Annotated in this window: 23 protein-coding genes; 11 read left to right on the forward strand and 12 right to left on the reverse strand. The window is 69.6% G+C overall.

Annotation, left to right across the window (positions count from 1 at the left end; translation table 11 throughout):
- Positions 1-4: 4 nt before the first annotated feature.
- Entirely contained in the window at positions 5-820 is an 816-nt protein-coding gene (locus OHB21_RS07890; RefSeq protein WP_067502838.1) for a hypothetical protein, read from the reverse strand.
- A 178-nt stretch (positions 821-998) separates the two neighbouring features.
- Between OHB21_RS07890 and OHB21_RS07895 the strand changes: the two genes are divergently transcribed.
- Genes OHB21_RS07895 through OHB21_RS07905 form a run of 3 tightly spaced genes read left to right on the forward strand, consistent with a single transcriptional unit; the run spans position 999 to position 3,306 of the window.
- On the forward strand, positions 999-1,751 hold the full coding sequence (locus OHB21_RS07895) for a LamB/YcsF family protein (RefSeq protein ID WP_195125009.1): 753 nt from the start codon (positions 999-1,001) through the stop codon (positions 1,749-1,751).
- Positions 1,752-1,762: 11 nt separating this feature from the next.
- Positions 1,763-2,434, forward strand: a complete 672-nt coding sequence (locus tag OHB21_RS07900) for a 5-oxoprolinase subunit B family protein (protein ID WP_067502840.1) — start codon at positions 1,763-1,765, stop codon at positions 2,432-2,434.
- Complete coding sequence (locus OHB21_RS07905) at positions 2,431-3,306, forward strand: 5-oxoprolinase subunit C family protein (RefSeq protein ID WP_195125010.1); 876 nt, start codon at positions 2,431-2,433, stop codon at positions 3,304-3,306. Before OHB21_RS07900 ends, OHB21_RS07905 begins: the two co-directional genes overlap by 4 nt.
- Here OHB21_RS07905 and OHB21_RS07910 read toward each other — a convergent pair.
- Positions 3,284-4,873, reverse strand: coding sequence for a DUF4185 domain-containing protein (locus OHB21_RS07910; RefSeq protein ID WP_067502846.1), 1,590 nt, complete (start codon positions 4,871-4,873; stop codon positions 3,284-3,286). The two genes, OHB21_RS07905 and OHB21_RS07910, sit on opposite strands and share 23 nt — an antisense overlap.
- Before the next feature lie 163 nt (positions 4,874-5,036).
- Between OHB21_RS07910 and OHB21_RS07915 the strand changes: the two genes are divergently transcribed.
- The gene (locus OHB21_RS07915; protein ID WP_067502849.1) at positions 5,037-5,567 is read left to right on the forward strand and encodes a hypothetical protein; all 531 of its coding nucleotides are present in this window, start codon (positions 5,037-5,039) and stop codon (positions 5,565-5,567) included.
- A 98-nt stretch (positions 5,568-5,665) separates the two neighbouring features.
- Here OHB21_RS07915 and OHB21_RS07920 read toward each other — a convergent pair whose 3' ends face one another.
- A complete protein-coding gene (locus OHB21_RS07920) occupies positions 5,666-6,985 on the reverse strand; it encodes an MFS transporter (protein ID WP_084537278.1) in 1,320 nt (439 codons plus the stop codon).
- Positions 6,986-7,306: 321 nt separating this feature from the next.
- Positions 7,307-7,768 (reverse strand): NUDIX hydrolase, encoded by a 462-nt coding sequence (locus tag OHB21_RS07925; protein WP_067502852.1) that lies wholly within the window; start codon positions 7,766-7,768, stop codon positions 7,307-7,309.
- A 262-nt stretch (positions 7,769-8,030) separates the two neighbouring features.
- On the opposite strand from OHB21_RS07925, the gene OHB21_RS07930 reads away from it, so the two are divergent.
- Both OHB21_RS07930 and OHB21_RS07935 read left to right on the forward strand, forming a co-directional pair.
- Entirely contained in the window at positions 8,031-8,795 is a 765-nt protein-coding gene (locus tag OHB21_RS07930; RefSeq protein ID WP_067502854.1) for a pirin family protein, read from the forward strand.
- Positions 8,796-8,929: 134 nt separating this feature from the next.
- Complete coding sequence (locus OHB21_RS07935; RefSeq protein WP_067502856.1) at positions 8,930-9,424, forward strand: DUF4190 domain-containing protein; 495 nt, start codon at positions 8,930-8,932, stop codon at positions 9,422-9,424.
- A 3-nt stretch (positions 9,425-9,427) separates the two neighbouring features.
- Here the strand turns inward: OHB21_RS07935 and OHB21_RS07940 are convergent, their stop codons facing one another.
- Positions 9,428-9,967 (reverse strand): hypothetical protein, encoded by a 540-nt coding sequence (locus OHB21_RS07940; RefSeq protein ID WP_067502858.1) that lies wholly within the window; start codon positions 9,965-9,967, stop codon positions 9,428-9,430.
- A 130-nt stretch (positions 9,968-10,097) separates the two neighbouring features.
- On the opposite strand from OHB21_RS07940, the gene OHB21_RS07945 reads away from it, so the two are divergent.
- The 3 genes from OHB21_RS07945 (at position 10,098) to OHB21_RS07955 (ending at position 13,461) form a co-directional block, all read left to right on the forward strand.
- Positions 10,098-10,949, forward strand: coding sequence for a helix-turn-helix domain-containing protein (locus OHB21_RS07945; protein ID WP_067502860.1), 852 nt, complete (start codon positions 10,098-10,100; stop codon positions 10,947-10,949).
- 10 nt (positions 10,950-10,959) lie between these two features.
- A complete protein-coding gene (locus tag OHB21_RS07950) occupies positions 10,960-11,337 on the forward strand; it encodes a DUF397 domain-containing protein (RefSeq protein WP_067502863.1) in 378 nt (125 codons plus the stop codon).
- Positions 11,338-11,424: 87 nt separating this feature from the next.
- Positions 11,425-13,461 carry a M13 family metallopeptidase gene (locus OHB21_RS07955; RefSeq protein WP_067502866.1) on the forward strand — a complete coding sequence of 679 codons (2,037 nt, stop codon included), beginning with the start codon at positions 11,425-11,427 and terminating at the stop codon, positions 13,459-13,461.
- Between the two features lie 121 nt (positions 13,462-13,582).
- Here the strand turns inward: OHB21_RS07955 and OHB21_RS07960 are convergent, their stop codons facing one another.
- The 7 genes from OHB21_RS07960 to OHB21_RS07990 form a co-directional block, all read right to left on the reverse strand.
- Positions 13,583-14,665: an ABC transporter ATP-binding protein gene (locus tag OHB21_RS07960; RefSeq protein ID WP_067502870.1), complete on the reverse strand. Its 1,083-nt coding sequence runs from the start codon at positions 14,663-14,665 to the stop codon at positions 13,583-13,585.
- A gap of 24 nt (positions 14,666-14,689) precedes the next feature.
- Positions 14,690-16,018, reverse strand: a complete 1,329-nt coding sequence (locus OHB21_RS07965) for an ABC transporter substrate-binding protein (protein ID WP_067502873.1) — start codon at positions 16,016-16,018, stop codon at positions 14,690-14,692.
- Between the two features lie 19 nt (positions 16,019-16,037).
- A complete protein-coding gene (locus OHB21_RS07970) occupies positions 16,038-16,904 on the reverse strand; it encodes a carbohydrate ABC transporter permease (RefSeq protein WP_067502876.1) in 867 nt (288 codons plus the stop codon).
- The gene (locus tag OHB21_RS07975) at positions 16,901-17,827 is read right to left on the reverse strand and encodes a carbohydrate ABC transporter permease (protein ID WP_067503334.1); all 927 of its coding nucleotides are present in this window, start codon (positions 17,825-17,827) and stop codon (positions 16,901-16,903) included. The genes OHB21_RS07970 and OHB21_RS07975 overlap by 4 nt, the downstream gene beginning before the upstream one ends.
- Before the next feature lie 178 nt (positions 17,828-18,005).
- Positions 18,006-18,908: a L,D-transpeptidase gene (locus OHB21_RS07980; protein WP_228789766.1), complete on the reverse strand. Its 903-nt coding sequence runs from the start codon at positions 18,906-18,908 to the stop codon at positions 18,006-18,008.
- Positions 18,909-19,159: 251 nt separating this feature from the next.
- Positions 19,160-20,488: a cytochrome P450 gene (locus OHB21_RS07985; RefSeq protein ID WP_195125013.1), complete on the reverse strand. Its 1,329-nt coding sequence runs from the start codon at positions 20,486-20,488 to the stop codon at positions 19,160-19,162.
- Positions 20,489-20,528: 40 nt separating this feature from the next.
- Positions 20,529-21,041 carry a DUF6764 family protein gene (locus OHB21_RS07990; protein ID WP_067502882.1) on the reverse strand — a complete coding sequence of 171 codons (513 nt, stop codon included), beginning with the start codon at positions 21,039-21,041 and terminating at the stop codon, positions 20,529-20,531.
- A gap of 208 nt (positions 21,042-21,249) precedes the next feature.
- On the opposite strand from OHB21_RS07990, the gene lppU reads away from it, so the two are divergent.
- Together lppU and OHB21_RS08000 are read left to right on the forward strand one after the other, a co-directional pair.
- Positions 21,250-21,858, forward strand: a complete 609-nt coding sequence (lppU, locus tag OHB21_RS07995) for an LppU family putative lipoprotein (RefSeq protein ID WP_067503341.1) — start codon at positions 21,250-21,252, stop codon at positions 21,856-21,858.
- 48 nt (positions 21,859-21,906) lie between these two features.
- A complete protein-coding gene (locus OHB21_RS08000) occupies positions 21,907-23,355 on the forward strand; it encodes an MFS transporter (protein ID WP_067502885.1) in 1,449 nt (482 codons plus the stop codon).
- The last annotated feature ends 161 nt before the right edge of the window (positions 23,356-23,516 follow it).

Raw genomic sequence — 23,516 nt, forward strand, 5'->3', positions numbered from 1 at the left:
CAGGTCAGAACACGATGAGGGTGGTGCCCGCGACGATCGCGTCGCGGATCTGCGCCAGGTCGAACGATCCGGTGGTCTCGGGCAGATCCACCCGGAACCGCACCTGATCCCCCTCGCGCGCGGCGTGCGCGATCCGCGCGTGCTGCGGCAGGTTCTCCAGCAGGATGGCCGGATCGGTGATCATCCGCTTCGGCAGCCGGATCCCGAACCAAGTGGCGCGGTGCACGCGCACGGTGAGCAGGTTGTTCTCGATGGTGGCGTCCACCAGCGCGGTCAGCCCGCGCTTGCGGTGCGCGGCCCGGATCAGCCCGCTCTCGTGCGTGGACAGTTCCCAGTCCAATGGCTGGGTGTTGAGCCAGCCCAGCAGCGCGGCGGTGGTGACCGTGCCTTCGATATCGAGCGAGGCAGTGCGCACCTTGGTCGGTACGCCCGGGATGAGCCGCATTCCGTGCGCGATCACGGTGACCGTCTCGATCGGATGGCCGTCCCACAGCAGGCCCGACAGCACGGTCTTGGTCTGGAAGTGCGCGCCGCGCCTGCGCACTTTCAGCACGTCCAGGGTGGCGGTGAGCTGGTGGCCGAGCAGGGTCGCGGCGATCTCCCGCCCGCCGAAGCGGCTCAGGATGCCCTCGCTGAGCACGGTCATCAGCACATCCGGCATCAGCGCGGTGACCGTGCCGGAGCCGAGGTCGACTACGGGGTCCACCCACGAGGTGGTGGTCGCGAGCCACTGTTCCACCCAGGATTGGTCGAACAGCCGCTTGCCGAGGTCGACGGCCCACAGAGGTGACCATGACTTCGGATCGAAATACGTGGCCATGATTGCTCCGAGCGTACAAGCCCCCGCTCGGCGCGACCATCCGTCGCGACCCGAATCCCCCGCGGACGATCTTGTGAACCGTGACATACCTGATCGGTCCGCGCCGATCGCGTGTCCGCCCGTGCGCCGGGCGACGACAATGGAGGGCAGACACCGATCGACGCAGGAGGGATTTCCGATGCCGCTGGATCTGAACAGCGATCTCGGCGAGGGCTTCGGCCCGTGGGCGATGGGTGACGACGCCGCCATGCTCGACATCGTCACCAGCGCCAATATCGCCTGCGGCTTCCACGCGGGCGATCCGTCGATCATGCGCCGCAGCTGCGCGCTCGCGGTGGAGCGCGGGGTGCGCATCGGCGCGCACGTGGGCCACCGCGATCTGGTGGGGTTCGGCAGGCGGGAGATCGCCGTCTCCCCCGACGAGTTGCGCGACGAGGTGCTGTACCAGATCGCCGCGCTGGACGCGTTCGTCAAGGTCGCGGGCGACCGGGTGCGCTACGTGAAACCGCATGGCGCGCTCTACCATTCGGCCGCCGGGCACCGCGAGATCGCCGACGCCGTGCTGGCGGCGCTGACGGAGTACGACGCCGGCCTGGCGCTGCTCGGCCCGGCGGGCACGCAGCTGGAGGCCGCCGCCGTCGACGCCAAGATCCGTTTCGTGGGTGAGGGTTTCGCCGACCGCGCCTACACACCGGAGGGCTCGCTCGCGCCGCGCGGCGTGCCGGGCGCTGTGCTGCACGCCGACGACGCTGTCGCCCAAGCCATTTCGATTGCCTCCTCGGGGTCGGCGCGCACCGTGGCGGGTGGCTCCATCGTGGTACCCGCGTCGAGTCTGTGCGTGCACGGCGACACACCCGCCGCCGTGGAGATGGCGCGCCGCATTCGTGCCGCGCTCGCGGAGTCGGGCGTCGCGGTCGAATCGTTCGCGTGACCGGGGGCGGTATGGCGGATCGGAAATCGGCTGCGGTGGAATGTGTCCGGCCCGCGGGTGACCGGGCGTTCCTGATCACGCTCGGCGATCCGGTGCGGGTCGCCACCGTGCTGCGTGCCGCGCGGATCTCCGGTGTGCAGGACGTGCTGCCCGCCGCCGAGACCGTGCTGGTCACCCTGCGCGCCCCCGCCGACGCCGAACCGGTGCGCCGCGCCCTCGGCACCCTGCTGGAAGAGCTTGCACAGGAGACGGATTCGGGCGATGTTTCCCGTGGAACACTGTCGCGCAACGGATCCGCCGAACACGTGGTGACCGTCCCGGTGCGATACGACGGTGCGGATCTCGACGACGTCGCCGAACTGCTCGGCATGACGACGGACGACGTGATCGCCGCGCACACCGGCACCGAATGGCGGTGCGCCTTCGTCGGATTCGCACCGGGCTTCGGGTACCTCGAATCGCCCGACGGGCGTCTCGCCGTCCCGCGCCACCCCGTCTCGCGGACGGCTGTACCGGCGGGCGCGGTCGCCCTGGCGGGCGGCTTCTCGGCGGTCTATCCACGGGTGTCGCCGGGCGGCTGGCGGCTGATCGGGCACACCGACCTCACCATGTGGGACGCCGATCGCGATCCGCCGGCGTTGATCCGCGCCGGGGCGACCGTCCGTTTCGAGGTGGCCCGATGATGCGCGTCGAGCGGGTCGGTCCGCTGGCCACCGTGCAGGATCTGGGCAGGCCCGGCTGGTTCCACTCCGGCGTCGGGGTGGCGGGCGCGGCCGACCGGGCGTCGCTGCGGCTGGCCAACCGCCTCGTCGGGAACCCGGAGGGCGCGGCGGCGCTCGAGGTGCTGCTCGGCGGGCTGGTGCTGCGTGCCGACCGTCACCACACCGTCGCGGTGACGGGTGCGCCCGCGCAGGCCACCGTGGACGGCATCCCCGTCGGGCACGCGTGCGTCCTCGAACTCGACGAAGGACAGACCCTGCGACTCGGCTACGCGGCCAGCGGACTGCGCAGCTACGTCGCCGTGCGCGGCGGGTTCACCGTGCCGGAGGTGCTCGGTTCGCGCAGCCGCGACACACTCGCCGGGCTCGGCCCCGAACCCTTGCGCGCGGGTGACGCGCTGCCGGTCGGGCCGCCGCCGCGCGCACTCCCGCTGGTCGACCACGCGCCGCTCGCGCCGCCGGCCGACCTGGTGACGGTTAGAGCGCTGCCCGGACCGCGCGCGGACTGGTTCACCGATCCCGGGGCGCTGTTCGCGGGCGAATGGACGATCTCCACCGACACCGACCGCATCGGCGCGCGCTTGGACCGCGCGTCCGGACCACCCTTGGACCGCCGCGTCGAGGGCGAATTGCGCACGGAGGGCGTGGCGCTCGGCTCGGTGCAGGTGCCGCCCGGCGGGCAGCCCGTGGTGTTCCTGGCCGACCATCCGATCACCGGCGGTTACCCGGTGATCGCCGTGGTGCTGGACGCCGACGTGGACGCCGTCGCCCAGGCCAGACCCGGGCAGCGCCTGCGCTTCCGCAGCGCCGAACTCAGTTCACCTCGGCGCGCATGAGATACACGTTGTAGGTGTCCCACGCCGACATCGTGAAGTACAGCTCGCCCTCCGGCGACCACGGGTGGATGAACCCGCCGTACGCCTTCGGGTAGTCGGAGGTGTAGGCCAGTGGCGCGGCCTCGGTCCACAGACCCTGCGGTTCGGCGGCCTCGCGCAGCACGATCGCGCCCGCGGCCGAGTCCAGGTACACCATCTGCCACCGTTCGCCCACGGCGTCGTAGCGCACCGACACCTCGCTGGCGATGCCGAGGAACAGCGGCGTCGCGTGGTTCTCGGCGGCGGGCGCCCAAGTGCCGTCCACCCAGTACTGATAGGCGGTCTTGTTCAGGACCTGGTCCTTCGGCACCCGGGCCAGGCCGACCACGCCGACCCGCCCGTTGGGCGTGCCGAACATATAGACGTACTCGCCGTGCGGCACCATGGCCGCCACCTGGAAGCGGCCGAGGCCGAACAGGTTGTCCCAGCGGGCGTGCTGATCCTTGGTCCAGGTGCTGCCGTTGTCGTCGGACCAGGCGATACCGCCGAAGTTGGTGACCCACAGGCCGGGGATGCGGCTCCAGCGGTTCACCGACATGTAGCTCAGGTACTGGCGCTCGCCGATCGCGAACCCGGAGGTCGGGATGACGGTGGTCTCCCAGTTCTTGATCTTGCGGCTGCTCAGGAACTCCGCGGCGTGGCAGCGGCTGTCCTGCACCATGGTGTCGATGGTCAGGCCGTCGGCGAGGTCGCGGTCGGTGCTGTAGCCGAGCACGTTGCTGCGCCAGTCGGGTCCGCCCGCGCCGCCGAGCTGCCAGCCCTCGCCGAAGGTGTCGCCGAAGACGATCGCGATCTCGCCCGGTTTGGTCTCCCACATCAGGCCGAGGTCGGTGCCGTCGACCTGCCAGCGCATATCGGTGCGGTTGTCCGAGCCGTGGCCGGTCACCTGACTCACCAGATCCACGGCGCCGACCTGTGGGCGCGGGGGCGCGGCGGCGGCCGGGCCGGGCTCGGCCGGGTTCACCACGGCGGGCGGGGCCGGCTGGGGTTCCTCGCCGGGGCCGCCGGGGACCGGGATCGGGATGGGTTCGATCTCGGGGCGGATCTCGATCGTGGGGATCTGGAAACCGCCGGACCCCGAACCGGACCCGGACCCCGAACCCGAGCCAGATCCCGAACCCGAGCCAGAGCCGGACCCCGTGCCCTGATCGGAGGGCTCGGTCGCCTCGGGATCGGGTTTCGGCGTGTCGCGGATGTCGGGGCACGGGTTGCGGCACGGGTCGTCGGGCAGCGGCTCGGCGACGATGCGCGTGTTGTCCTGCGGCGGATCGGGAATCGGCACCGTGGTGATCTCCGGCCACGGGATCGGGATGTCGATGCGCGGCGGGATGCTGATCGGCGGTGGCGGCGGCAGGCTCGGATCGGGTTCGCGCGCCAGCGGATCGAAGCCGGTCTCACCGCAGATGTTCACCGGTGGCGGCGCCCACGGGTGGGGCGCGGCGTGCGCGGCCGTGGGGACCGTGAGCATGCCGGCGAGCACGACGCCGAACAGCGCGGGCACGTCGAGACGCTTCGGCATCGCTCCCATGATGCGGTGGCTCCCTGGTCGATTCGTGCGGGGCGAGATCAACTTACCGGAATCGGACGTATGCGGCGGGCCCGGCGGGCTGGTTGTCCACAGGTTCGCGGTCCGGTGCGGTCTTGTGGACAAATCGTGGAACCGCGCGGGCCGCGCGTGCGTCCAACCGGGTATGACTGACATCGAGTACGTGTTCGGGACGGGCGACGGCGTCGTCAGCACCTGGACCAGCCCGGCCGATCTCGATCTGGCGAGCACCGGCACCGCCGACGCCCTCCAGCTGGACTTCGACGGCGACGGTCTGGCCGACGACGCGCTGTGGGATTCGCGCGGCACCGGCGTCGCCGACGTGGCCGCGCTCGACCTCGACGACGACGGCCTGCTCGACGCCTTCTTCCTCGACCCCACCGGCCTCGGCACCTGGAACCAGCAGATCACCGGCACCGCCGACCCGGCCGCCGACCAACTCCTCCGCTCCTACACCGAACCCCCGGCACCGCAGGCCGACCCGGTCACCGAGGCGCTGGCCGACTACCCCCTCGACGTCACGGCGCTGCCGGTCGAAGCAATCCCCCCGGCCTACCTGCCCCGCACCGACCCGATCGCGATGTACCCGCCCACTCAGCCGTGGCCAGAACTGCGCGACCCACTCGCCACCGCCGACCAGGCCGAACCCACGTCCGATCGCCACCCGTCCTCCTGATCGGTACAGGGCGCGTGAGCCGACCGGCTCGACCGGGCACTCGACCGTCCCGTGGACTCGGCAGTTCCACCTGCCTGCCCGCCCAGGCGCTTCTTCGGCTACTTGGTCGGCCTACGCGAGTTCAAGGCGATGGCGAGGATGCCGACGGCGTAGCCGAGGGCGCCGGTCAGCACGACCGGGAGGGAGCGGCCGTCGGCGGGGACCACCAGGGCGGTGGCGGCGATGGCCAGGACGAAGGTGATGTTGAAGACGGTGTCCTGGAGGGCGAACACCTGACCGCGGCGGTCGTCGTCGATGTCGATCTGCATGGTGGCGTCGCCGGTGAGCTTGATGGTCTGCCCGGCCAGGCCGAACAGGAAGGCGCCCGCGAGCAGGAGCTGATGCGCGCGGTCCGCCGCGTCGGGCGCAGCGAGGGCGGTCGGCGTCACCAGCGTGAGCTGCACCAGCATCGCCGTCACCAGCCCGGCCACCACCGTGCGCGGGCGGCCCAGCCGCGGGATCAGCAGCGGCGCGAGGACGGCCGCCACCAGCATGCCGGTCGCCGTCGCCGCGATCGCCACCCCGAAACCGATCAGCCCGCCCGTCGGCCCGGACGCGTCCTGGCGTAGCACCAGCACCATGATCAGCGTGTTCGCGCCGAACACCACGCGGTGCGTGCCGATCCCGACCATCGCGGTGGTCACGTGCTTGGAGCGCCACACCGCCGTCGCGCCGGTGCGCAGACCCGTCGCGATCGCGCGCACCGCGCCGCGCTCCGTCCGGATCTTCCCCTCGGGCCCCAGCACCCTTGGGCGGAACCCGGCCGCCAGCACCGCCCCGAGCACCGAACCGGTCGCACTCACCGCGACGGCCACCGCCGAACCCTGATCACCCGCCCCGATGACCCCGATGATCGCCACCGCGATCGCCGCACCCGCCCCCGCACAGCCCGAGGCCACCGTCGCCAGCACCGAATTCATCGGCACCAGCCACTCCTGCGCCAGCACCCGCGGCAACGCCGCCGACACGCCCGCCATCACGAACCGGCTGATACCCACCACCGCCAGCGCGAGCAACAGCAGCGGCGTCTCCCCCACGCCGGCCAGCAGCCCGACGCTCACCACACCGATCAGCGCCGCCCGCAACACATTCGCCACCAGCAGCACCGCCCGCCGATCCCACCGGTCCAGCAGCGCCCCCGCATACGGCCCGATCAGCGAATACGGCAGCAACAGCACCGCGAACCCCGCCGCCACCGCCAGCGGATCGGTCTCGCGCTCCGGGTTGAACAGGATCGCCCCCGAGAGCGCCGCCTGGAACATCCCGTCGCCGAACTGCCCCGCGAACCGCACGATCGCCAGCCGCCCCACCCCGGGACTCTCCCGCAACGCTGTCCGCAGCGGCAGTGACTGCGCATCCTCTGGGCGACCGATCGACACCGCCCCGATTGTGCAGTGTTCTCGGCGCGCTCGAAGGACGGGGTCGGACGGTTCGGTGGCGGTGATGGTTGGGCCGAGCCCGGGGCGGGTGTACGGGCTGTGTTTTTGGCGCGCTGGCGCGCGCGGGTTCGCGGCCCTTCATGTCTCGCAACTCAGCGCTCGAGACTCGCGCTGCGCGCATGCGCTTCGAGCGCTGAGTTGCGAGACGGCCGCGAACGGTCGGTCGTCGGGCTCCCTCCCCGACGTGGCTGGGAGAGCGCGTATCTTGCGTTGCGTTGCGTTGCCGTGCTTGGGCGTGTCGGGATGGTTCGCGCGTACCGCTCAAATGGCGTGGACCAGGGAGCGCACGGAGGCGCGCATATCCGGGGCCATGGGGAGGTCTTCCAGTTCGTTCGCGTCGATCCAGGCGTAATCGTCGTGTTCGCCGGGGGCCAGCTCGACCTCGCCGGGCTCCACCTCGGCGACGAAACTGAATTTGCGGACGCGGGCTTTGGTGCGGGTGGCGTAATCGATACCGCCGAGGAATTCGGTGATACCGCGCAAGCGCAGTCCGGTCTCCTCGAGCAATTCCCTGGCCGCGCAATCGGCGAAGGTCTCGCCCGATTCCACGCCGCCGCCCGGCAGTTCGTACAGTCCGCCGTTGTAGTCGTCGGGCACCCGCCGCACCACCAGCAGGCGGCGCTGCCGGAACACCGCCACGCCGACCACGAAATCGTTGATGCCGTCGCGGTGCGCCTCGGTGCGCAGCCGTCGTTCGATCCGCGCGAGCGCTTCGGGTCGCATGCCGCTCTCACCTCCGGTTCCGTTGGGACGCATCGGGTTACGCGGGAAACACGCCGGACGGGCCCGTTCCGGTCGGTCGTACGCCACGCGGTGGCCGCCGCCGAGGGCGACAGTAGGCGGCAGTGCTCGCCTGCCGTTCACCCCCGCGTCGCTCGCGTAAAATGCCGAGTGCAGCACAATCTACTAGGAATGGCGAGTATCGCGACGTCGAGCGCGCGCCCCGAATGGCGAACCGGGCCACGCCGTGGAGAGGAGGACCGCGATGTCCACACTCACGACGCCGCACATCGACGTCCACCGCGGCGGCGACCGCAGGAAAACGCGGGTGTCCTGGCTGGATTCGAAGCATTCCTTCTCCTTCGGCGAGCACTACGATCCCGACAACACCCACCACGGCCTGCTGCTGGTGAACAACGAGGACATAGTCCTGCCCGGCCAGGGATTCGATACCCACCCGCACCGGGATATGGAGATCGTCACCTGGGTCCTCGACGGCAGCCTGGTGCACCAGGATTCGCTCGGCCACGCGGGTGTCATCTATCCGGGCCTCGCCCAGCGCATGAGCGCGGGCACCGGCATCATGCATTCGGAGAAGAACGATTCCTGGCGCCTGGACAACGGCGCCGAACACGACGACCCGGTGCATTTCGTGCAGATGTGGGTGGTGCCCGACGAGCCCGGCCTCACCCCCGGCTACCAGCAGCTCGAGATCGATGACGAGCTCGCGCGCGGCGGCCTGGTCACGGTGGCCTCGGGGCTGCCGAAGTACCGCGACCGCACGGCCATCGCCATCAACAGCTCGCATTCGGCGCTGCACGTCGCCAGGACCGACGCCGCGATAGACCTGCCCGAGGCCCCCTACCTGCATCTTTTCGTCGCGCGCGGTGAGGTCGAGATGGAGGGCGTCGGCGCGCTGTACGCGGGTGACGCCGTGCGCCTCACCCGCAGCGGCGGGCAGCGGATCACCGCGCGCGGCCCCGCCGAGATCCTGGTGTGGGAGATGCACGCGCGCCTCGGCGGCCAGTGAGCGCGGCGTAGCGCGACGTACGGTTTGTCCCATTAACATCCGAACCCGGTGTGCGCGATCAGTTGTCGAGCGCGTCCGCCGGGTGCGCATTGTCGCGTGAGTCCTGTCCAGCGGCACCGACTGAGAGGAAGTCCATGTCGCAATATCCCCCGCCCGGTCAGTACCCGCCGCCGCCCGGCAACTACCCGCCGCCGCCCGGCAACTACCCGCCCCCCGGCCAGGGCCAGTACTGGCAGGAATCGCCCAAGGGCAAGGGCATGGCGATCACCGCGCTGGTGCTGGGCATCCTCGCGCTGCTGACCTTCTGGTCGGTGGTCGGCGGCCTGCTGTTCGGTCTGTTCGGCCTGATCTTCGGCATCATCGCGTTCGTGAAGACCCGCCGCGGCACCGGCGGCGGCACCGGCATGGCCGTGACCGGTCTGGTGCTGAGCGTGCTGGCCATCATCGGGTCGATCCTCATCGGCATCGTCGGCTGGAGCTTCTTCGTGGAGTCCGGCGGCCGTGACCTGATCGACTGCCTGAACAAGGCGGGCAACGACCAGGCGGCGATCGACGAGTGCGAACGCAAGTGGGAGCAGAACATCGAGGACCGCTTCAGCATCACGCTGACGCCGCAGCCCACGCCGTAGACCTCAGGGCGGTGAGGGGAGCGCCGCGGCCCTGGTCGCGGCGATCACCTCGGGCAGGTCGGGCCGGTGGTCGCCGGCGGGCGGCGCCACCCAGGTGCGGTAGCCGCTGTGCTCGTCGGCGGGTGAGGGCAGCACGATCCGGCTGCCGGGCAGCGCGACCGAGGCGCACACCCGGAACAGGTCCGCGAACAGCGCCATGTCCAGGTAGGAGTTGTCGGTCGGGCCGGTGAGGAACGTCCAGCGCCCCGAGCGGGGGTGGGCGATGATCGGCCCGCCGGGCTGACCGTGCGCGGTGAGCAGGGTGCGGACCCGCTCGCCCAGCACGCCCGGCATCACCACGGCGCCGACCGAGCCGATCTCGAGCATGATGCGCCCGAGCGCGGGCTCGACCACCGCGAACAGGCCGTTCTCCTTGCGGTAGCGGCGGCAGCGGGCGAAGGCGTCCTGGGTGGCGGTGAATTCCTGCGCGGCGGCCTGCGGTGACCGGATGTCCGGTGGCCCGGCCTGCGGGTGACTGCCAGATGCGATGCGGGACCTGCTCATGACGTACCTCGCCTCGATGCGGAGTGAACGTGACGGGTGAATCGGCCGCTATCCATGGACCCTAGCCCTGGGCAACTATTATGACAATAGTCACAAGCGGGGGAAACGATGAGGCGTAGCATCGCGTGTCATGGCACCCGTCTCGCCTACCGTCGCGCGTTGGGAACTGGTGCTGCGACTGCGGGAGCTGCGCGAACAACGCGGCTTCGACTCCGCGGGCTTCGCCAGACAGGTCGGCTTCACCCCGGCCAACTGGTCGCACGTGGAGAAGGGCAGACGCGTGCTCACCACCAACACCATCGAACCCGTGCTGGACCTGCTCGAGGTGACCGCCGAGGAACGCGCCGAACTGCTCGCCCTGCTCGACGCCAGCAAGGAGCGCGGCTGGTGGGCCAAATCCTCCGCGCTGATCGGCCCCGAGTTGCAGCGCCTCTACGGCATGGAGTTCGGCGCGCACAGCATCCGCAGCTACGACAGCCTCATCGTGCCGGGCCTGTTGCAGACCGAGGACTACGCCAGAGCCCTGATCAGCGCCGACGTCATGATCCGGCCGGTGCAGGTGGAGCAGCTGGTCGCGATCCGGATGCGAAGACAGGCCAGACTGCACGGACCCGACCGCGTGGAGCTCACCGCGGTGATCGGCGAGGCCGCCCTGCACCAGCAGACCGGCGGCCCCAAGGTACTGCGCGGCCAGCTCGAGCACCTGGCCGATCTGATCGACGAGCTCGACACCCTCGAGGTGCGGGTCATCCCGTTCTCGGCCACCGCGGGCGCCACGCTGGGCGGCTGCAGCTTCCATCTCATCGACTTCCCCGGGGAGGGACTGCCCACCTTCGGCTGGGCGGAGAGCGCCGTTTTCGGCGGTGCGGTCGACGATCCCGATCTGGTGCGCGATCTGCGCTTCGCCTATCAGCGCGCCGTCGAGCAATCGCTCTCACGCACCGAATCATCCGCGCTGATCAGACGGTGCGCACTCGGGTAAAATCCTGCGCATGGCCACCACCGCTAGCCTCCGGCCGGGCACTACCGGCTGGTATACGTCGACCCGATCCAATAACGGGAACCAGTGCGTCGAGATCCGGTTCGATGGTGATGCGGTGCTCATCCGTGACAGCAAATACCGCCGCAATCCGGCCAACCGCCCCGCCGACGAGCCCATCATCACCGTCACCGCGAGCGTCTGGACCGCGTTCCTCGCTCTGCTCGACAGCGGGCGCGCTCATACCGAGCTGATCGCCCACACCGCCGCGGACGGCGCCACCACGCTGCGCCACGGCGACATCACCCTCGACTACACCCCCGAGGAATGGGAGGCCTTCCTCGCCGGCGCTCGCGACGGCGAATTCGACCGCGCTCCCCTGTCCGTCTGACCGTCTCCGGCCCCGGCTCGCCCGGGGCTCTTCAGTGTCCGGAGTTCGGCGCGGGCCGCGGGCAACCGTCCCGCGCACCCCACGCTGATGGGCATACTGGAGGTCGTGACTTCCGAACTGACCAGCCCTTCCGGTATCGATCTGAGCTATCTGGACCAGGCGGTGCGGGTCCAGGACGACCTGTTCGCGCATGTCAACGGCAAATGGCTGGACTCCTACGAGATCCCGGCCGACCGCGCGGTGGACGGCGCCTTCCGCGCCTTGTACGACCAGGCCGAGCTGGACGTGCAGAAGATCATCCAGGACGCCGCCGCCACCGACGCCGAGCCTGGCACCGACGCGCGCAAGATCGGCGACCTGTACACCAGCTTCATGGACACCGAGACGGTCGCCGCCGCGGGCCTGTCGCCGATCTCGGCGGAGCTGGCCGCGGTGCGCGAGGTGCCCGACCGCTCGGCGTTCGCCGCCCTGCTCGGCCGGTTCCAGCGGGTCGGCATCGGCGGCGCGGTCGGCTTCTACGTCGACACCGACGACAAGGACTCCAGCCGCTACCTGGTGCACGCCGTGCAGTCCGGGATCGGCCTGCCCGACGAGTCCTACTACCGGCAGGACGAGTTCGCCGAGATCCGCGCCGCCTACATCGCCCACATCGGGCGCATGTTCGCGCTGGCCGCCGCCGACCCGAGGATCGCCGCGCTGCTGCCCGCCGACCTCGAGGGCGTGGGGCAGCGGGTGTTCGAGCTGGAGCGCAAACTCGCCGCGGGCCACTGGGATGTGGTGCGCCGCCGCGACGCCGAACTGGGCTACAACCTCACCACGTTCGCCGACCTGGCCCGTGACTACCCGGAGTTCGACTGGGCCGCTTGGGTTTCCGCGACCGCCGAGGCGGTGGAGAAGCCGGGCGCGGAGCTGTTCGCCGAACTGGTCGTGCGCCAGCCCTCCTACGTGCGCACCTTCGCCCAGACCTGGGCCGCCGAGGACCTCGAGGACTGGCGGGCCTGGGCAGCCTGGCGCGTATTGCGCGCTCGCGCACCGTATCTCACCGACGATCTGGTCGAGGAGAACTTCGACTTCTACGGCCGCACGCTGACCGGCGCGCAGGAGAACCGCGAACGCTGGAAGCGCGGCGTGTCGCTGGTGCAGGAACTGCTCGGCGAGGCGGTCGGCAAACTGTATGTGGCCGAGCACTTTCCGCCCGAGGCCAAGGAGCGGATGCTCGAGCTGGTCGAGAATCTGCAGGAGGCCTACCGGCGCAACATCTCCCAGCTGGACTGGATGAGCCCGGCCACGCGCGAGGCCGCGCTGGTGAAGCTGGAGAAGTTCACGCCCAAGATCGGCTACCCGGACCGCTGGCGCGACTATTCGGCGGTGACCGTGGACCCGGCCGATCTGGTCGGCAACTACCGCAGCGGCTACGCCGCCGAGCACGACCGCGATCTGCGCAAGCTGGGTGGCCCGGTGGACCGCGACGAGTGGTTCATGACGCCGCAGACCGTCAACGCCTACTACAACCCGGGCATGAACGAGATCGTGTTCCCCGCCGCGATCCTGCAGCCGCCGTTCTTCGACATGAACGCCGACGACGCCGCCAACTACGGCGGCATCGGCGCGGTGATCGGGCACGAGATCGGCCACGGCTTCGACGATCAGGGCGCCAAGTACGACGGCGACGGCAACATGGTCGACTGGTGGACCGACGCCGATCGCGCCGAATTCGGCAAGCGCACCAAGGCGTTGATCGACCAGTACAACGCCCTGTCCCCCAAGGATCTCGCCGACGATCACCACGTCAACGGCGAGTTCACCATCGGTGAGAACATCGGCGATCTGGGCGGTCTGTCGATCGCGCTGGAGGCGTACAAGATCTCACTGAACGGCCAGGAGCCCCCGGTCATCGACGGGCTCACCGGCTTGCAGCGCGTGTTCTTCGGCTGGGCGCAGGTGTGGCGCACCAAGGCCCGTCCCGAGGAGGCCATCCGCCGCCTCGCGACCGATCCGCACTCCCCGCCGGAGTTCCGCTGCAACGCGGTGGTGCGCAATATCGACACCTTCCACGAGGCGTTCGCCATCCAACCCGACGACGCCCTCTACCTCCCGCCCGCGGAGCGCGTGAAGATCTGGTGAGGGCGGGCCGCGCGCCGATTCCGTCGCGGGATCGGCGCATTCCAGGGGTCGGCCGCGAAGGCGTTGCGCGCACCGGCCGACCACCGCCGCGCCCTCGATGAAGCGGTGCGGTGAATACTGTTCAGCGCAGCCGGTTCTCGGATTCGGCGTCGAAGAAGAACACTTCCTCGGGGTTGGGACGCAGGTGCAGGCGGTCGCCGAGCGAGACCTGGAAGCGGCGGTCCACCCGGGTGATGAGTTTGGTGGACCGGCTGCGCCAGGTGTCGGTGACGCCGTGGGCGTAGACGAACGATTCGGCGCCGAGCTCTTCGAGGAGTTCGGCCTCGACGGTCAGTGAACCGACGGGGTCGGTGGTCACCTCCCACGACTCGGGGCGGATGCCGACGATCACCCGCTCGCCCGTTTTCACGGTGCGGGGCAAGGGGATTCGCAGGGTTTCCAGCACCGCCGCACCGTCCTCGACGGGCGCCTCGAGCAGGTTCATGCCGGGCGAGCCGATGAACGCGGCCACGAAGGTGTTGACCGGATCGTCGTAGAGTTCGCGGGGCGCGGCGATCTGCTGGAGCTTGCCGTCGCGCAGCACGGCCACCCGGTCGCCCATCGTCATCGCCTCGACCTGGTCGTGGGTCACGTAAACCGTGGTGGTGCCCAGGCGTTTCTGCAAGGCGGCGATCTGCGAGCGGGTACTCACCCGCAGCTTGGCGTCCAGATTCGACAGCGGCTCGTCCATGCAGAACACTTGCGGGCGGCGCACGATGGCGCGCCCCATCGCCACCCGCTGGCGCTGGCCGCCGGAGAGTTTCGCCGGTTTGCGGTCGAGCAGCTCCTCGAGCTCCAGCATCCTCGCGGCCTCGCGGACCCGGATCATGGTGTCGGACTTGCTCATTCCCGCGTTGCGCAGCGCGAAGCCCATGTTCTGCGCCACGGTCATGTTCGGGTAGAGGGCGTAGCTCTGGAACACCATCGCCACGTCACGGGCGCGCGGCGGCAAGCCGGTCACATCCTTGTCGCCGATGAGGATGCGCCCGTCGGCCACCGCCTCCAGTCCGGCCAGCATGCGCAGGCTGGTCGACTTCCCGCAGCCGGACGGGCCGACGAGGACGATGAATTCCCCGTCGGCGATGTCCAATTCGAGTCGATCGACGGCGGGCGACGGCGCCCCCGGATACCGGTGGGTCACCCCGTCGAAACGCACGCTCGCCATGGCCGTCGATCTCCTCGTCTGTGCTTACTTGGGCAGCTTCGGCGTGATCTGCCGGTCGATGATGGTCTGGATCTGGCTCTGCACACTCGCCAGCGCGGCGGCCGGATCGGCGTTCTGCAAGCCGATCTGCTCGAGCCCGGTGCCGATGATCTGATCGCCGCCCGGCACGAAAACCCGTGCGTAGTCCTGGGATTTCGTCACCGACAGCTGGTCGATGGCCACCTTCGCCTTCGGATTCTGCGCGAGGAAGGTCTGTTCGGCCGGGTCGTTCACCGCCGACTTGCGCACCGGCATGTACCCGGTGTTCTGCGAGAAGTACACGGTGCTTTCGGTATTGGTGATGAACTCGATGAACTTGAGCGCGTTCACCTTCCGCTCGTCGGAGATCCGCGCCGGAATGGCCAGTCCCGCACCGCCGGTGGTGACGCCGGGCCCGTTCGGGTGCGGCAAGAACGCGGTGCCGAATTCCAGCTTGCCCTCGGCGTTCTTCTGGATGCCGCGCAGATCGCCGGTGGAGGCGATGGTCGAGGCGATCACGCCGGTGCCGAAGTCGACGGCGATCTGCGGCTTGATGCCCGCGTAGCGCTTGGTGTGGATCATGTCGCGCAGGAACGTGCCCGCCGCGACAGATCCGGGGTCGGTGAACTTCAGCGTCCACTCGTCGGAGTACGCGCCGCCGAAGGTCCAGTTCGGTCCCTGGAAGGTCCAGGCCAGGTAGTTCTTGGCGTCACCCCAGCCGTGCGCGAGCTTGCCGTCGCCGACGATCTCCTGGATGCGCGGGCCCCACTCGTCGAACTCCTGCCAGCTCTCCGGTCCGCGATCGGGCAGACCGGCCTGGGCCCACACGTCCTTGTTGTAGTAGAACAGCGGCGTCGAGCGGGCGTAGGGCAACGCGTAGTGCTTGCCGTTGAATGCGTAGTCGGAGGCGAGCGAGTCCACGTAGTCGCTCAGATCCACCCCGGCGTCGCCGAAGTGCCCGTCCAGCGGTTCGATGGTGCCGTTCAGCGCGTAGTTGAACCACCAGACATCAGACAGCACAACGACATCGGGCAGTTCGCCGCCGGAGAGCGCCGCGTTGAACTTCTGCGACACCTCCTCGTAGTTCTTGCCCGCGTCGACCAGATTGACGGTGAGGTCGGGGAACTTCGCCTGGAAGCGGTTGATCAGCTCGGACTCGAAATCCTTCGAGGTGCCGGGGTGATTGGACCAGAACGTGATGGTGTTCGCGTCGCCGCCCTGACCGCCGCCCCCGCCGGTGCCCGCGCACGCGGTGAGCGCCGCACCCGCGGCGATGCCGCCCGCCAGTCCGAGGAATCCGCGCCGCGAGAGCGCGGGGAACTGTGATGTGGACACGTGCTTTCTCCTGTATCGGTTAACCCTTGACCGCACCGGAGGTGAGGCCTTTGATCATGTGGCGCTGGAGCAGCAGGAACACCACCAGGATCGGCAGCATGGTGAGCAGCGTGCCCGCCATGACCGGCCCCCAGTTGGTGACGCTCGGGTTCTCGGTGTTCTGCAAGAGGGTGAGGCCGACCGGCAGGGTCGCCACGCGGGTGTCGTCGGCCATGAGGAACGGCCAGAGGTATTCGTTCCACTCGTTGACCAGCGTGACCACCGCGAACGCGACCATGGTCGGGCCCGACATCGGCAGCACCACCCGGGTGAGCAGCCGCCACCAGCCCGCGCCGTCCATGCGCGCCGCCTCGATCACCTCGGCGGGCAGCGAGAGGAAGTGGTTGCGCATCAGGAAGGTGCCGAAGGCGACGCCGCAGAGCGGAATGATGATGCCCTGGAAGGTATTCCGCCAGCCGAGTTGGGCGATGAGGGCGTAGTTGGAGATCACGGTGATCTGGTTCGGCACCATCAGCGCGGCGATGATCACCAGGAACACGATGTTCTTGCCGGGGAAGCGCAGGAACACCAATCCGTACGCGCTGAACACGCCGAGCACGAATTTCACTGCCGCGACGATTCCGGTGACGATCACCGAATTGCGCAGGAACGTCCAGAACGGCAACGTCGTGGTGGCGTGCGAATAGTTCTCCGGATGCCAGGAGCGCGGCCAGTAGATGGCGGGCTGGGTGTAGATGTCCGGGCGGTCCTTGAACGAGGTGATGAGGATCCAGAACAAAGGCACGCCCACGATCACCAGCACGCACAGCATCGCGGCGTAACCGAGTACGGTCACCAAGCGCTGGCGCCGCTGATACGAAAGTGTCCGCACACCGGTGTGTTTCATCGCTCGTTCCGATCCATGACGCGGACCTGCACCAGCGTCACCACCAGCAGCACCAGGAACATGATCGTGGCCACCGTCGCGCCGTAGCCCGCGCGGAAATTACGGAAGGACTCGTTGTAGACCTGGTAGACCATCGTCGTGGTGCCGGTGCCCAGCGGCCCGCCCCTGGTCATCACATTGATGATGTCGAACACTTGCAGCGAGTTCAGCAGCACCGTGATGGACAGGAAGAACGTCGTCGGACGCAATTGCGGCAGCAGCACTTTCGTGAAGGTGCGCAGGCGGCTCGCGCCGTCGATCTCGGCGGCCTCCATCAATTCGGCCCGAACTCCTTGCAGCGCGGCCAGATAGATGACGAAGGTGTAGCCGAGGTTCTTCCAGATGTAGGTGACCGTCACCATGAACAACGCCCAGCCCGGGTCCTGGTAGAAATCGGGCGCGGTGACGCCGATTCGGTGCAGCACGTCCTGCACCAGGCCGAAGCTGGGATCGAAGATGAACTGGAACGCCACGCCGATGGCGGCGCCGGAGATGACGAACGGCGCGAAGATCGCCGAGCGCACCACGTTGCGCCCGAACAACTTCCGGTCCAGCAGCAGCGCCAGCGCCAAGCCCAGCACCATGCTGCCCACCACCGCGGCGAGGGTGAAAACCACCGTGTTGGTGACGATTTCCCACGAGTCGGCCCTGCTCCACCACTCCCGGTAGTTCTCGAAGCCGATGTAGGTGGCGACCGGGTCGGAGATGTTCCAGTCGGTGAAGGAGAGCCGGATATTGTCCAGCAGCGGCCGATACACGAACAGCGTCAGCAACGCCAGATTCGGCACCACGAGCACGGCGAACAGCGCGTAGTCCTGCCATGGACGATTCCGCAGGCCCTTGCCTCGCGGTCGCGGGAGCACCCGTTCCGGACCTGTTCGCACCCGGCAGACTTTGACGGGGTACAGCAACCGTGCGGTTAATGCGGACTATCGATCGACTGAACAGTTGCCCCCGGTTCGGCGAGATCGCGTGTCACCGAAGCGCCGATGGCCGAAAATGGGCCCTCCGCAACGAGAACGCCGGCCGTGCGAGTGCACGGCCGGCGTTGTCAGCGGGTGATCAGTTCCAGTCGCCCAGACCGTCGCGCGAGTTCAGCGTCCCGCCCGCGGTGTTCTGCACGATGACCGGATCGCCCTTCTGCACGTTCTCGAAGAACCAGCGCGCGTCCTCGGTGCTCACGTTCAGGCAGCCGTGGCTCACATTGGCCACACCCTGCGACCCCACCGACCACGGCGCGGCGTGCAGGAAGATGCCGCTGTTGGACAGCCGGGTGGCGTACTCCACGTCGAGCTTGTAGCCCTCGGGCGCGTCGATCGGCACGCCGTAGGTGGAGGAGTCCATCACCATCTCGCGGTGCCGCTCGCCCACGATGTAGGTGCCGTTGGGCGTCTCGTACTTCGGCTTGCCCAGCGAGGTCGGCATGGTCTTGACCACCTCGCCGTTGCGGGTGACCGTGATGGTCTTGGTGGCGTCGTCGGCGGTGGTGATGATCGCGTCGCCGATGCGGAAGGAGCTGCTGGTGCCGCCCGCCTCGACGCGCACGTCGGTGTTGTCCGGCCAGAACTCGTTCGGCCGCCAGCGCACCTGCCGGTCGCTGAACCAGTAGAAGTGGCCCGGCGCCTCCTTGGAGGAGGTCACCCTGATGACCTTCTCGGCCAGCGCGCGATCGGCGATCGGCTCCTTGAAAGTAATGATGATCGGCTGCGCGACGCCCACGGTCTCACCGTCGGCGATGTTGATGTTCGGCGGCGCGAAGTTCGGCTGCGGTTCCGGCTCGACGCCGACGGCGGCCGATCCGGCGCCGAGGCCCGGCAGGGCGGGGTCGGCCTGGGCGGGGGCGACGATCATGGCACCCGCCGCCGCGATCGCCGCGGACAGCAGGACGCCCTGCCGTAGGCGGCGGGTCGCCCGTGCTTCCCTCGGGGAAGTCGGCAGCGACCTGGTGTTCGAAGCGGCATGCATACGTTTCTCGTCCATTCCGGATGGTAGTGACGGCCCGACCTGTCGTCCTTCCTACCGTCCGGGTACGACGGGAATCCAGCCGTCCCGCAGTGTGATTCGTCCGGTCGGTCAATTGTGCATGTCGTCACACCGACTCGTCCGGACCGTCGCCGTCCGGGAAACGTGCCGGTCGGCCCGGCGAGTCCGGGTTTCGCGGGCCAACCTGCCGTCCGTCCGGTTTTGGGCGAGATCAAACACTTTCGTGATGCAAATCACTCGATGACGTCGAAGGGGATCGCTCGGCGCGGCCCGGCGGCGATGTTGTGCGGCACCGCGCGCGGCGGCCTGCCCCGCGCCCAGCGGTCGGGCAGCCGCAACCGCACGTGGGTGAGCAGGGTGGCCGCCACGATCCGCAGTTCGTACTCGGCCAGCGTCGCGCCCACGCACCGCCGGTGGCCGCCGCCGAACGGCGCGAACTCGAACGGGCTGTATCTGCGCTCCAGGAACCGTTCGGGCCGGAACCGGTCGGCGTCGGGCCACACCGCCGGGTCGGAGTGCAGCAGCGGTACCGCGATGCCCATGGTGTCGCCGGCCGCCAGCGCCGCGCCGCGCAGCGTGAACGGCTCGGTGACGCGGCGCAGCACGATCGGCACGGGCGGGTGCAGGCGCAACGTCTCCTGGCAGGCCGCGTCCAGATAAGGGAGGCCGACCAGGTCGGCGGCCTCGGAGCCCGCCGTCGCGAGTTCGTCGCGGATCGCTTGCAGCGCGCCGGGCGCGCGATGCAGGTGGAACAGCAGCCAGACCAGTGTGGTCGCCGTGGTCTCGTGTCCGGCGACCAGCAAGGTGCGCAGTTGGTCGGCCAGGTCGGCGTCGGTCGGGGCCGAACCGTCGTCGTAGCGGGTGCTCAGCAGCAGGCCGAGCAGATCGGCGTCCGACGGGGGCGCGGCGCGCCGGGCCGCGATGTCGGCGAGCACCAGCCGGTCCAGGCGCGCGCGGGCGGCGGCGAACCGGTCCCACGGCGCGCGGCCGAACGCACCGTGGCGCAGCGCGGGCACCAGGAGCAGCGGACCGGTGAACGCGGTCAGGAATTCGGTGATCGCGGCGCGATACTCCGCGCGCCGTTCGACGCCGGCCGCGCCGAAGATCGCGGTCATCACCACCCGCAGCGTGATCGCCCGCGCGGCGGCGCGCGAGTCCACCCGCGCGCCGGGCCGCCACCCGGCCCGCGCGATCTCGTCGAGCGTCGCGGACCGCATCACCTCGGCGTACTCGCGCACCCGGGCGCCGTGGAAGGCGGGCGCGAGCAGCGCGCGGTCGCGTCGGTGCCGCGCACCGGAGGTCAGGATGAGCGAGGTGGGGCCCACCATCGGCTCGATCGGATTCGGCCGGGGCGGCTCCAGCAGCGCGGCGGGCGCGCGGAACACCTCCCGCGCGCCCTCGGGCGTGCCGGTGAACAGCACCGACCCCAGGCCCGGGAAGCGCACGCGGAACGGATCACCGTCGCGGGACCGTCGCAGGCGAAAGTAGCCTTCGAAATCGAGGCCCGCCGCGAGCGCGTGCAGCGGCGTCCACTTCGGCTCCGGTGCCGTGGTGTTCACCATGGCGTTGTCACGGTCGACGCGCCCGCGCGGTTCGATCGCCTCAGGCCGGTGAGACCACCCAGCGCCCGAACGGCGTGGCCAGGCACGACGCGCCGGTGCGCGCGTCCCAGGCCAGCGCGGCCGCGCCGAGGCACACCACCGTGCCGTCGGCGGTGACCACCTGCGCCCGCGACCCTTCGAAGGCGATCGTGACCGCGACGGCCGAGCCGCCCGGATCGGTGACGGAGGTGAGCGCGACGGCGTCGCGGCCGTGCCCGATCGCGAGGGGGAAACCGCCCACCCCTTCGCTGGCGCCGATGCCGCCCGCCAGCCCGATGCCGTACGCGGTGGCGCCCTCGGTGGCGCGCGCGTAACCGACCCCGCTCACCCCGGCCGCCCGGGCGTGGCCGAAGGTGTCGCTCGCCGCGCGGCAGCCGGTGGTACCGGAGAGGACAGTGACGTCGGCCCCCCGCTCGGCGACGCAATGCACATCGTTAGCCGAAGCGAGGGCGGGGAGTGCGAACGAGGCGCCGACCGCGGCGGTCGAGCACAGGATTGCGCTGATCAGCTTCACGGGAAGACCCCTTTCACACCGTGCTTCCCACCATACCCACGATGGTTGCTGGGCGGGGGTGCTCACGTCGGTGCCGCCCCCGGTGGGTGTACGACTCGACGGCCGTCGCGCCATCGTGTATGCATGGCGTGATATTTCAAGGTGTACCAGTACTTCGGATTCTTACGGGGGTGTGAGTTCGGAGCGCTACAGCTCGGGAGGACTGTACGTGTCTCGTCAACTGCTGACCGGTCTCACGTTCGCGGTGGTGACCGTGGCGACGGTGCTGACGCTCGCCGCGTGTACGCGCAGCGTCGAGGGCACCGCCCAACCCGCCATGGGCGGCACGGTGGACGCCGTGTCCACCAGCACGCCGAAGAGTTCGGCGCCCAGCTCCAGCAGCAGGCCCACCAGCACGCGCCCGCAGGGCGGCGACGTCAAGTTCGACGCCTCGATCGGTGACTGCGTCACCCTCGGCGGCACCATGACCAACGCCACCATCGAGAAGGCTTCCTGCGGCAGCCGGGCGTCCAACTACAAGGTGATCGCCAAGGCGCCCAACAGCTCCGGTTGCCCCGCCGACCGCGACAACTACTACGCCGAAACGCTCAACGGCGTCCAGCAGGGCGCGCTGTGTCTGGACATCGACTGGGTGATGAACGGCTGCATGGATGTGGGCGGTGACGATCCGCAGCGCGTCGAGTGCACCGAGCCCGGCACCGATGTGGTCCGGGTGACCGATATCCAGGAGGGCGTGAGCGACGCGGGCGCGTGCGACAGCGGCCTCGGCTTCGAGTACAGCGAGCGCAATTTCGTCGTCTGCGTCGAAGAGGTCTGATCCCGCGTCGCGGGCGCCGGGTGCCCACCGCGCGGCTACCGTGGAGCGGTGAGCACCGACGGGCCACCCCGGCTGCGGTCGGCGGCGGGCCGGTGGCTGCTGCTGACCACGATCCTCGGTTCGTCGGTGGCGTCGCTGGACGCCACCGTCGTCAATATCGCGCTGCCCCGGATCGGTGAATCGCTCGGCACCGACGTGGCCGGCCTGCAGTGGACTCTCAACGGCTACACCCTCACGCTGGCCTCGTTCATCCTGCTGGGCGGCTCGCTCGGCGACAAACTGGGGCGGCGCAAGGTATTCGTCTGGGGCGCGGTCGGTTTCGGTGTGGCCTCGGTCCTGTGTGGACTGGCGGTCGATATCGAGATGCTGGTCGCGGCCCGCGTGCTGCAAGGTGTGGCGGGCGCGATGCTCACGCCGGGCAGCCTGGCGCTGATCTCGTCGTCGATAGATGAGCGCGACCAGGGCGCGGCGATCGGATTGTGGTCGGGCTTCGGCGGGATCGCGGGCGCATTGGGCCCGTTTCTCGGCGGGTGGCTCATCGATGTCGCCGGGTGGCAGTCCATCTTCTTCCTCAACGTGCCGCTGGTCGCGGTGGTCGTGTACGTCGCGCTGCGGCACGTGCCGGAGAGCGTCGACCCGGCCGCCGCCGCGAAGCTCGACGTGCCGGGCGCGCTGCTGGTGGCCCTGGCGCTCGGCACGCTGACCTTCGGCCTGATCGACGGTGTGCCGCTGCTGACGGTGGCCGGTGTGCTGCTGCTCGCGCTGTTCGTCGTGATCGAACTGCGCAGCGACCATCCGCTGGTGCCGCCGTCCTTGTTCGCGTCGCGGGTCTTCACGGCGGCCAATCTCGTGACGCTGGCGGTGTACGCGGCGCTGGGCGGGGTGTTCTTCCTGCTGGTGCTGCAACTACAACTGGTGGCGGGCTATTCGCCGCTGGCCTCGGGTGTGGCGACGGTGCCCATCACGGTGATCATGCTGGTGCTCTCCGCGCCCGCGGGCCGGTGGGCGCAGGTCAACGGGCCGCGCATCCCGATGACGGTGGGCCCGGTGCTGGCCGCCGCCGGCCTGGTGCTGATGCTGCGGATCGGCCCGGACTCGGCGTACCTGCCCGATGTGCTGCCCGGCGTGGTGGTGTTCGGCCTCGGGCTGGCGGTGCTCGTCGCGCCGCTCACCGGGGCGGTGCTCGGCGCGGTGCCCGCGTCCGAGGCCGGCATCGCGTCGGGGGTGAACAACGCGGTGGCCAGGACGGCGCAACTGCTCGCGGTGGCGGCGCTGCCCGGCCTGGCGGGACTGTCCGGCGCGCTGGACGATCCGGTGTCCTTCGACGCGGGTTTCGCCACCGCGATGTGGCTGTGCGTCGGCCTGTTGCTCGCGGGCGCGTTGATCGCCGGACTGTTGCTGCGCCCCGTCCGCCGCGCCCCCGACCTGGACAGTGTGGAGTGCCTACCGCAATGCGCGGTGGCGGGCCCGGCACTGGCCCCCAAGCGCGTGTCCTGACCCCTCGGGGATTTTCCCGGCGCCGGGTCCGGTATTAAGACGTATATAAGGCCGTGATCATACGGTTGCCCCGCTTACTACTCGAATGCGGTCTGATCTCAGCTTTTCGCACGCGAGTAACAGATACCGGCGGCGGTCGCGCGGTCCTCGGAAAACGGAGT

It is taken from the genome of Nocardia puris, assembly GCF_036051655.1.
In the GTDB taxonomy this organism is placed as follows: domain Bacteria; phylum Actinomycetota; class Actinomycetes; order Mycobacteriales; family Mycobacteriaceae; genus Nocardia; species Nocardia puris.

Coding starts and splice junctions, on each gene's coding strand:
- OHB21_RS07890 (WP_067502838.1), bottom strand. CDS start 820: ATGGCCACGTATTTCGATCCGAAGTCATGGTCACCTCTGTGGGCCGTC.
- OHB21_RS07895 (WP_195125009.1), top strand. CDS start 999: ATGCCGCTGGATCTGAACAGCGATCTCGGCGAGGGCTTCGGCCCGTGG.
- OHB21_RS07900 (WP_067502840.1), top strand. CDS start 1,763: ATGGCGGATCGGAAATCGGCTGCGGTGGAATGTGTCCGGCCCGCGGGT.
- OHB21_RS07905 (WP_195125010.1), top strand. CDS start 2,431: ATGATGCGCGTCGAGCGGGTCGGTCCGCTGGCCACCGTGCAGGATCTG.
- OHB21_RS07910 (WP_067502846.1), bottom strand. CDS start 4,873: ATGGGAGCGATGCCGAAGCGTCTCGACGTGCCCGCGCTGTTCGGCGTC.
- OHB21_RS07915 (WP_067502849.1), top strand. CDS start 5,037: ATGACTGACATCGAGTACGTGTTCGGGACGGGCGACGGCGTCGTCAGC.
- OHB21_RS07925 (WP_067502852.1), bottom strand. CDS start 7,768: ATGCGACCCGAAGCGCTCGCGCGGATCGAACGACGGCTGCGCACCGAG.
- OHB21_RS07930 (WP_067502854.1), top strand. CDS start 8,031: ATGTCCACACTCACGACGCCGCACATCGACGTCCACCGCGGCGGCGAC.
- OHB21_RS07935 (WP_067502856.1), top strand. CDS start 8,930: ATGTCGCAATATCCCCCGCCCGGTCAGTACCCGCCGCCGCCCGGCAAC.
- OHB21_RS07940 (WP_067502858.1), bottom strand. CDS start 9,967: ATGAGCAGGTCCCGCATCGCATCTGGCAGTCACCCGCAGGCCGGGCCA.
- OHB21_RS07945 (WP_067502860.1), top strand. CDS start 10,098: ATGGCACCCGTCTCGCCTACCGTCGCGCGTTGGGAACTGGTGCTGCGA.
- OHB21_RS07950 (WP_067502863.1), top strand. CDS start 10,960: ATGGCCACCACCGCTAGCCTCCGGCCGGGCACTACCGGCTGGTATACG.
- OHB21_RS07955 (WP_067502866.1), top strand. CDS start 11,425: ATGGGCATACTGGAGGTCGTGACTTCCGAACTGACCAGCCCTTCCGGT.
- OHB21_RS07960 (WP_067502870.1), bottom strand. CDS start 14,665: ATGGCGAGCGTGCGTTTCGACGGGGTGACCCACCGGTATCCGGGGGCG.
- OHB21_RS07970 (WP_067502876.1), bottom strand. CDS start 16,904: ATGAAACACACCGGTGTGCGGACACTTTCGTATCAGCGGCGCCAGCGC.
- OHB21_RS07980 (WP_228789766.1), bottom strand. CDS start 18,908: ATGCATGCCGCTTCGAACACCAGGTCGCTGCCGACTTCCCCGAGGGAA.
- OHB21_RS07985 (WP_195125013.1), bottom strand. CDS start 20,488: ATGGTGAACACCACGGCACCGGAGCCGAAGTGGACGCCGCTGCACGCG.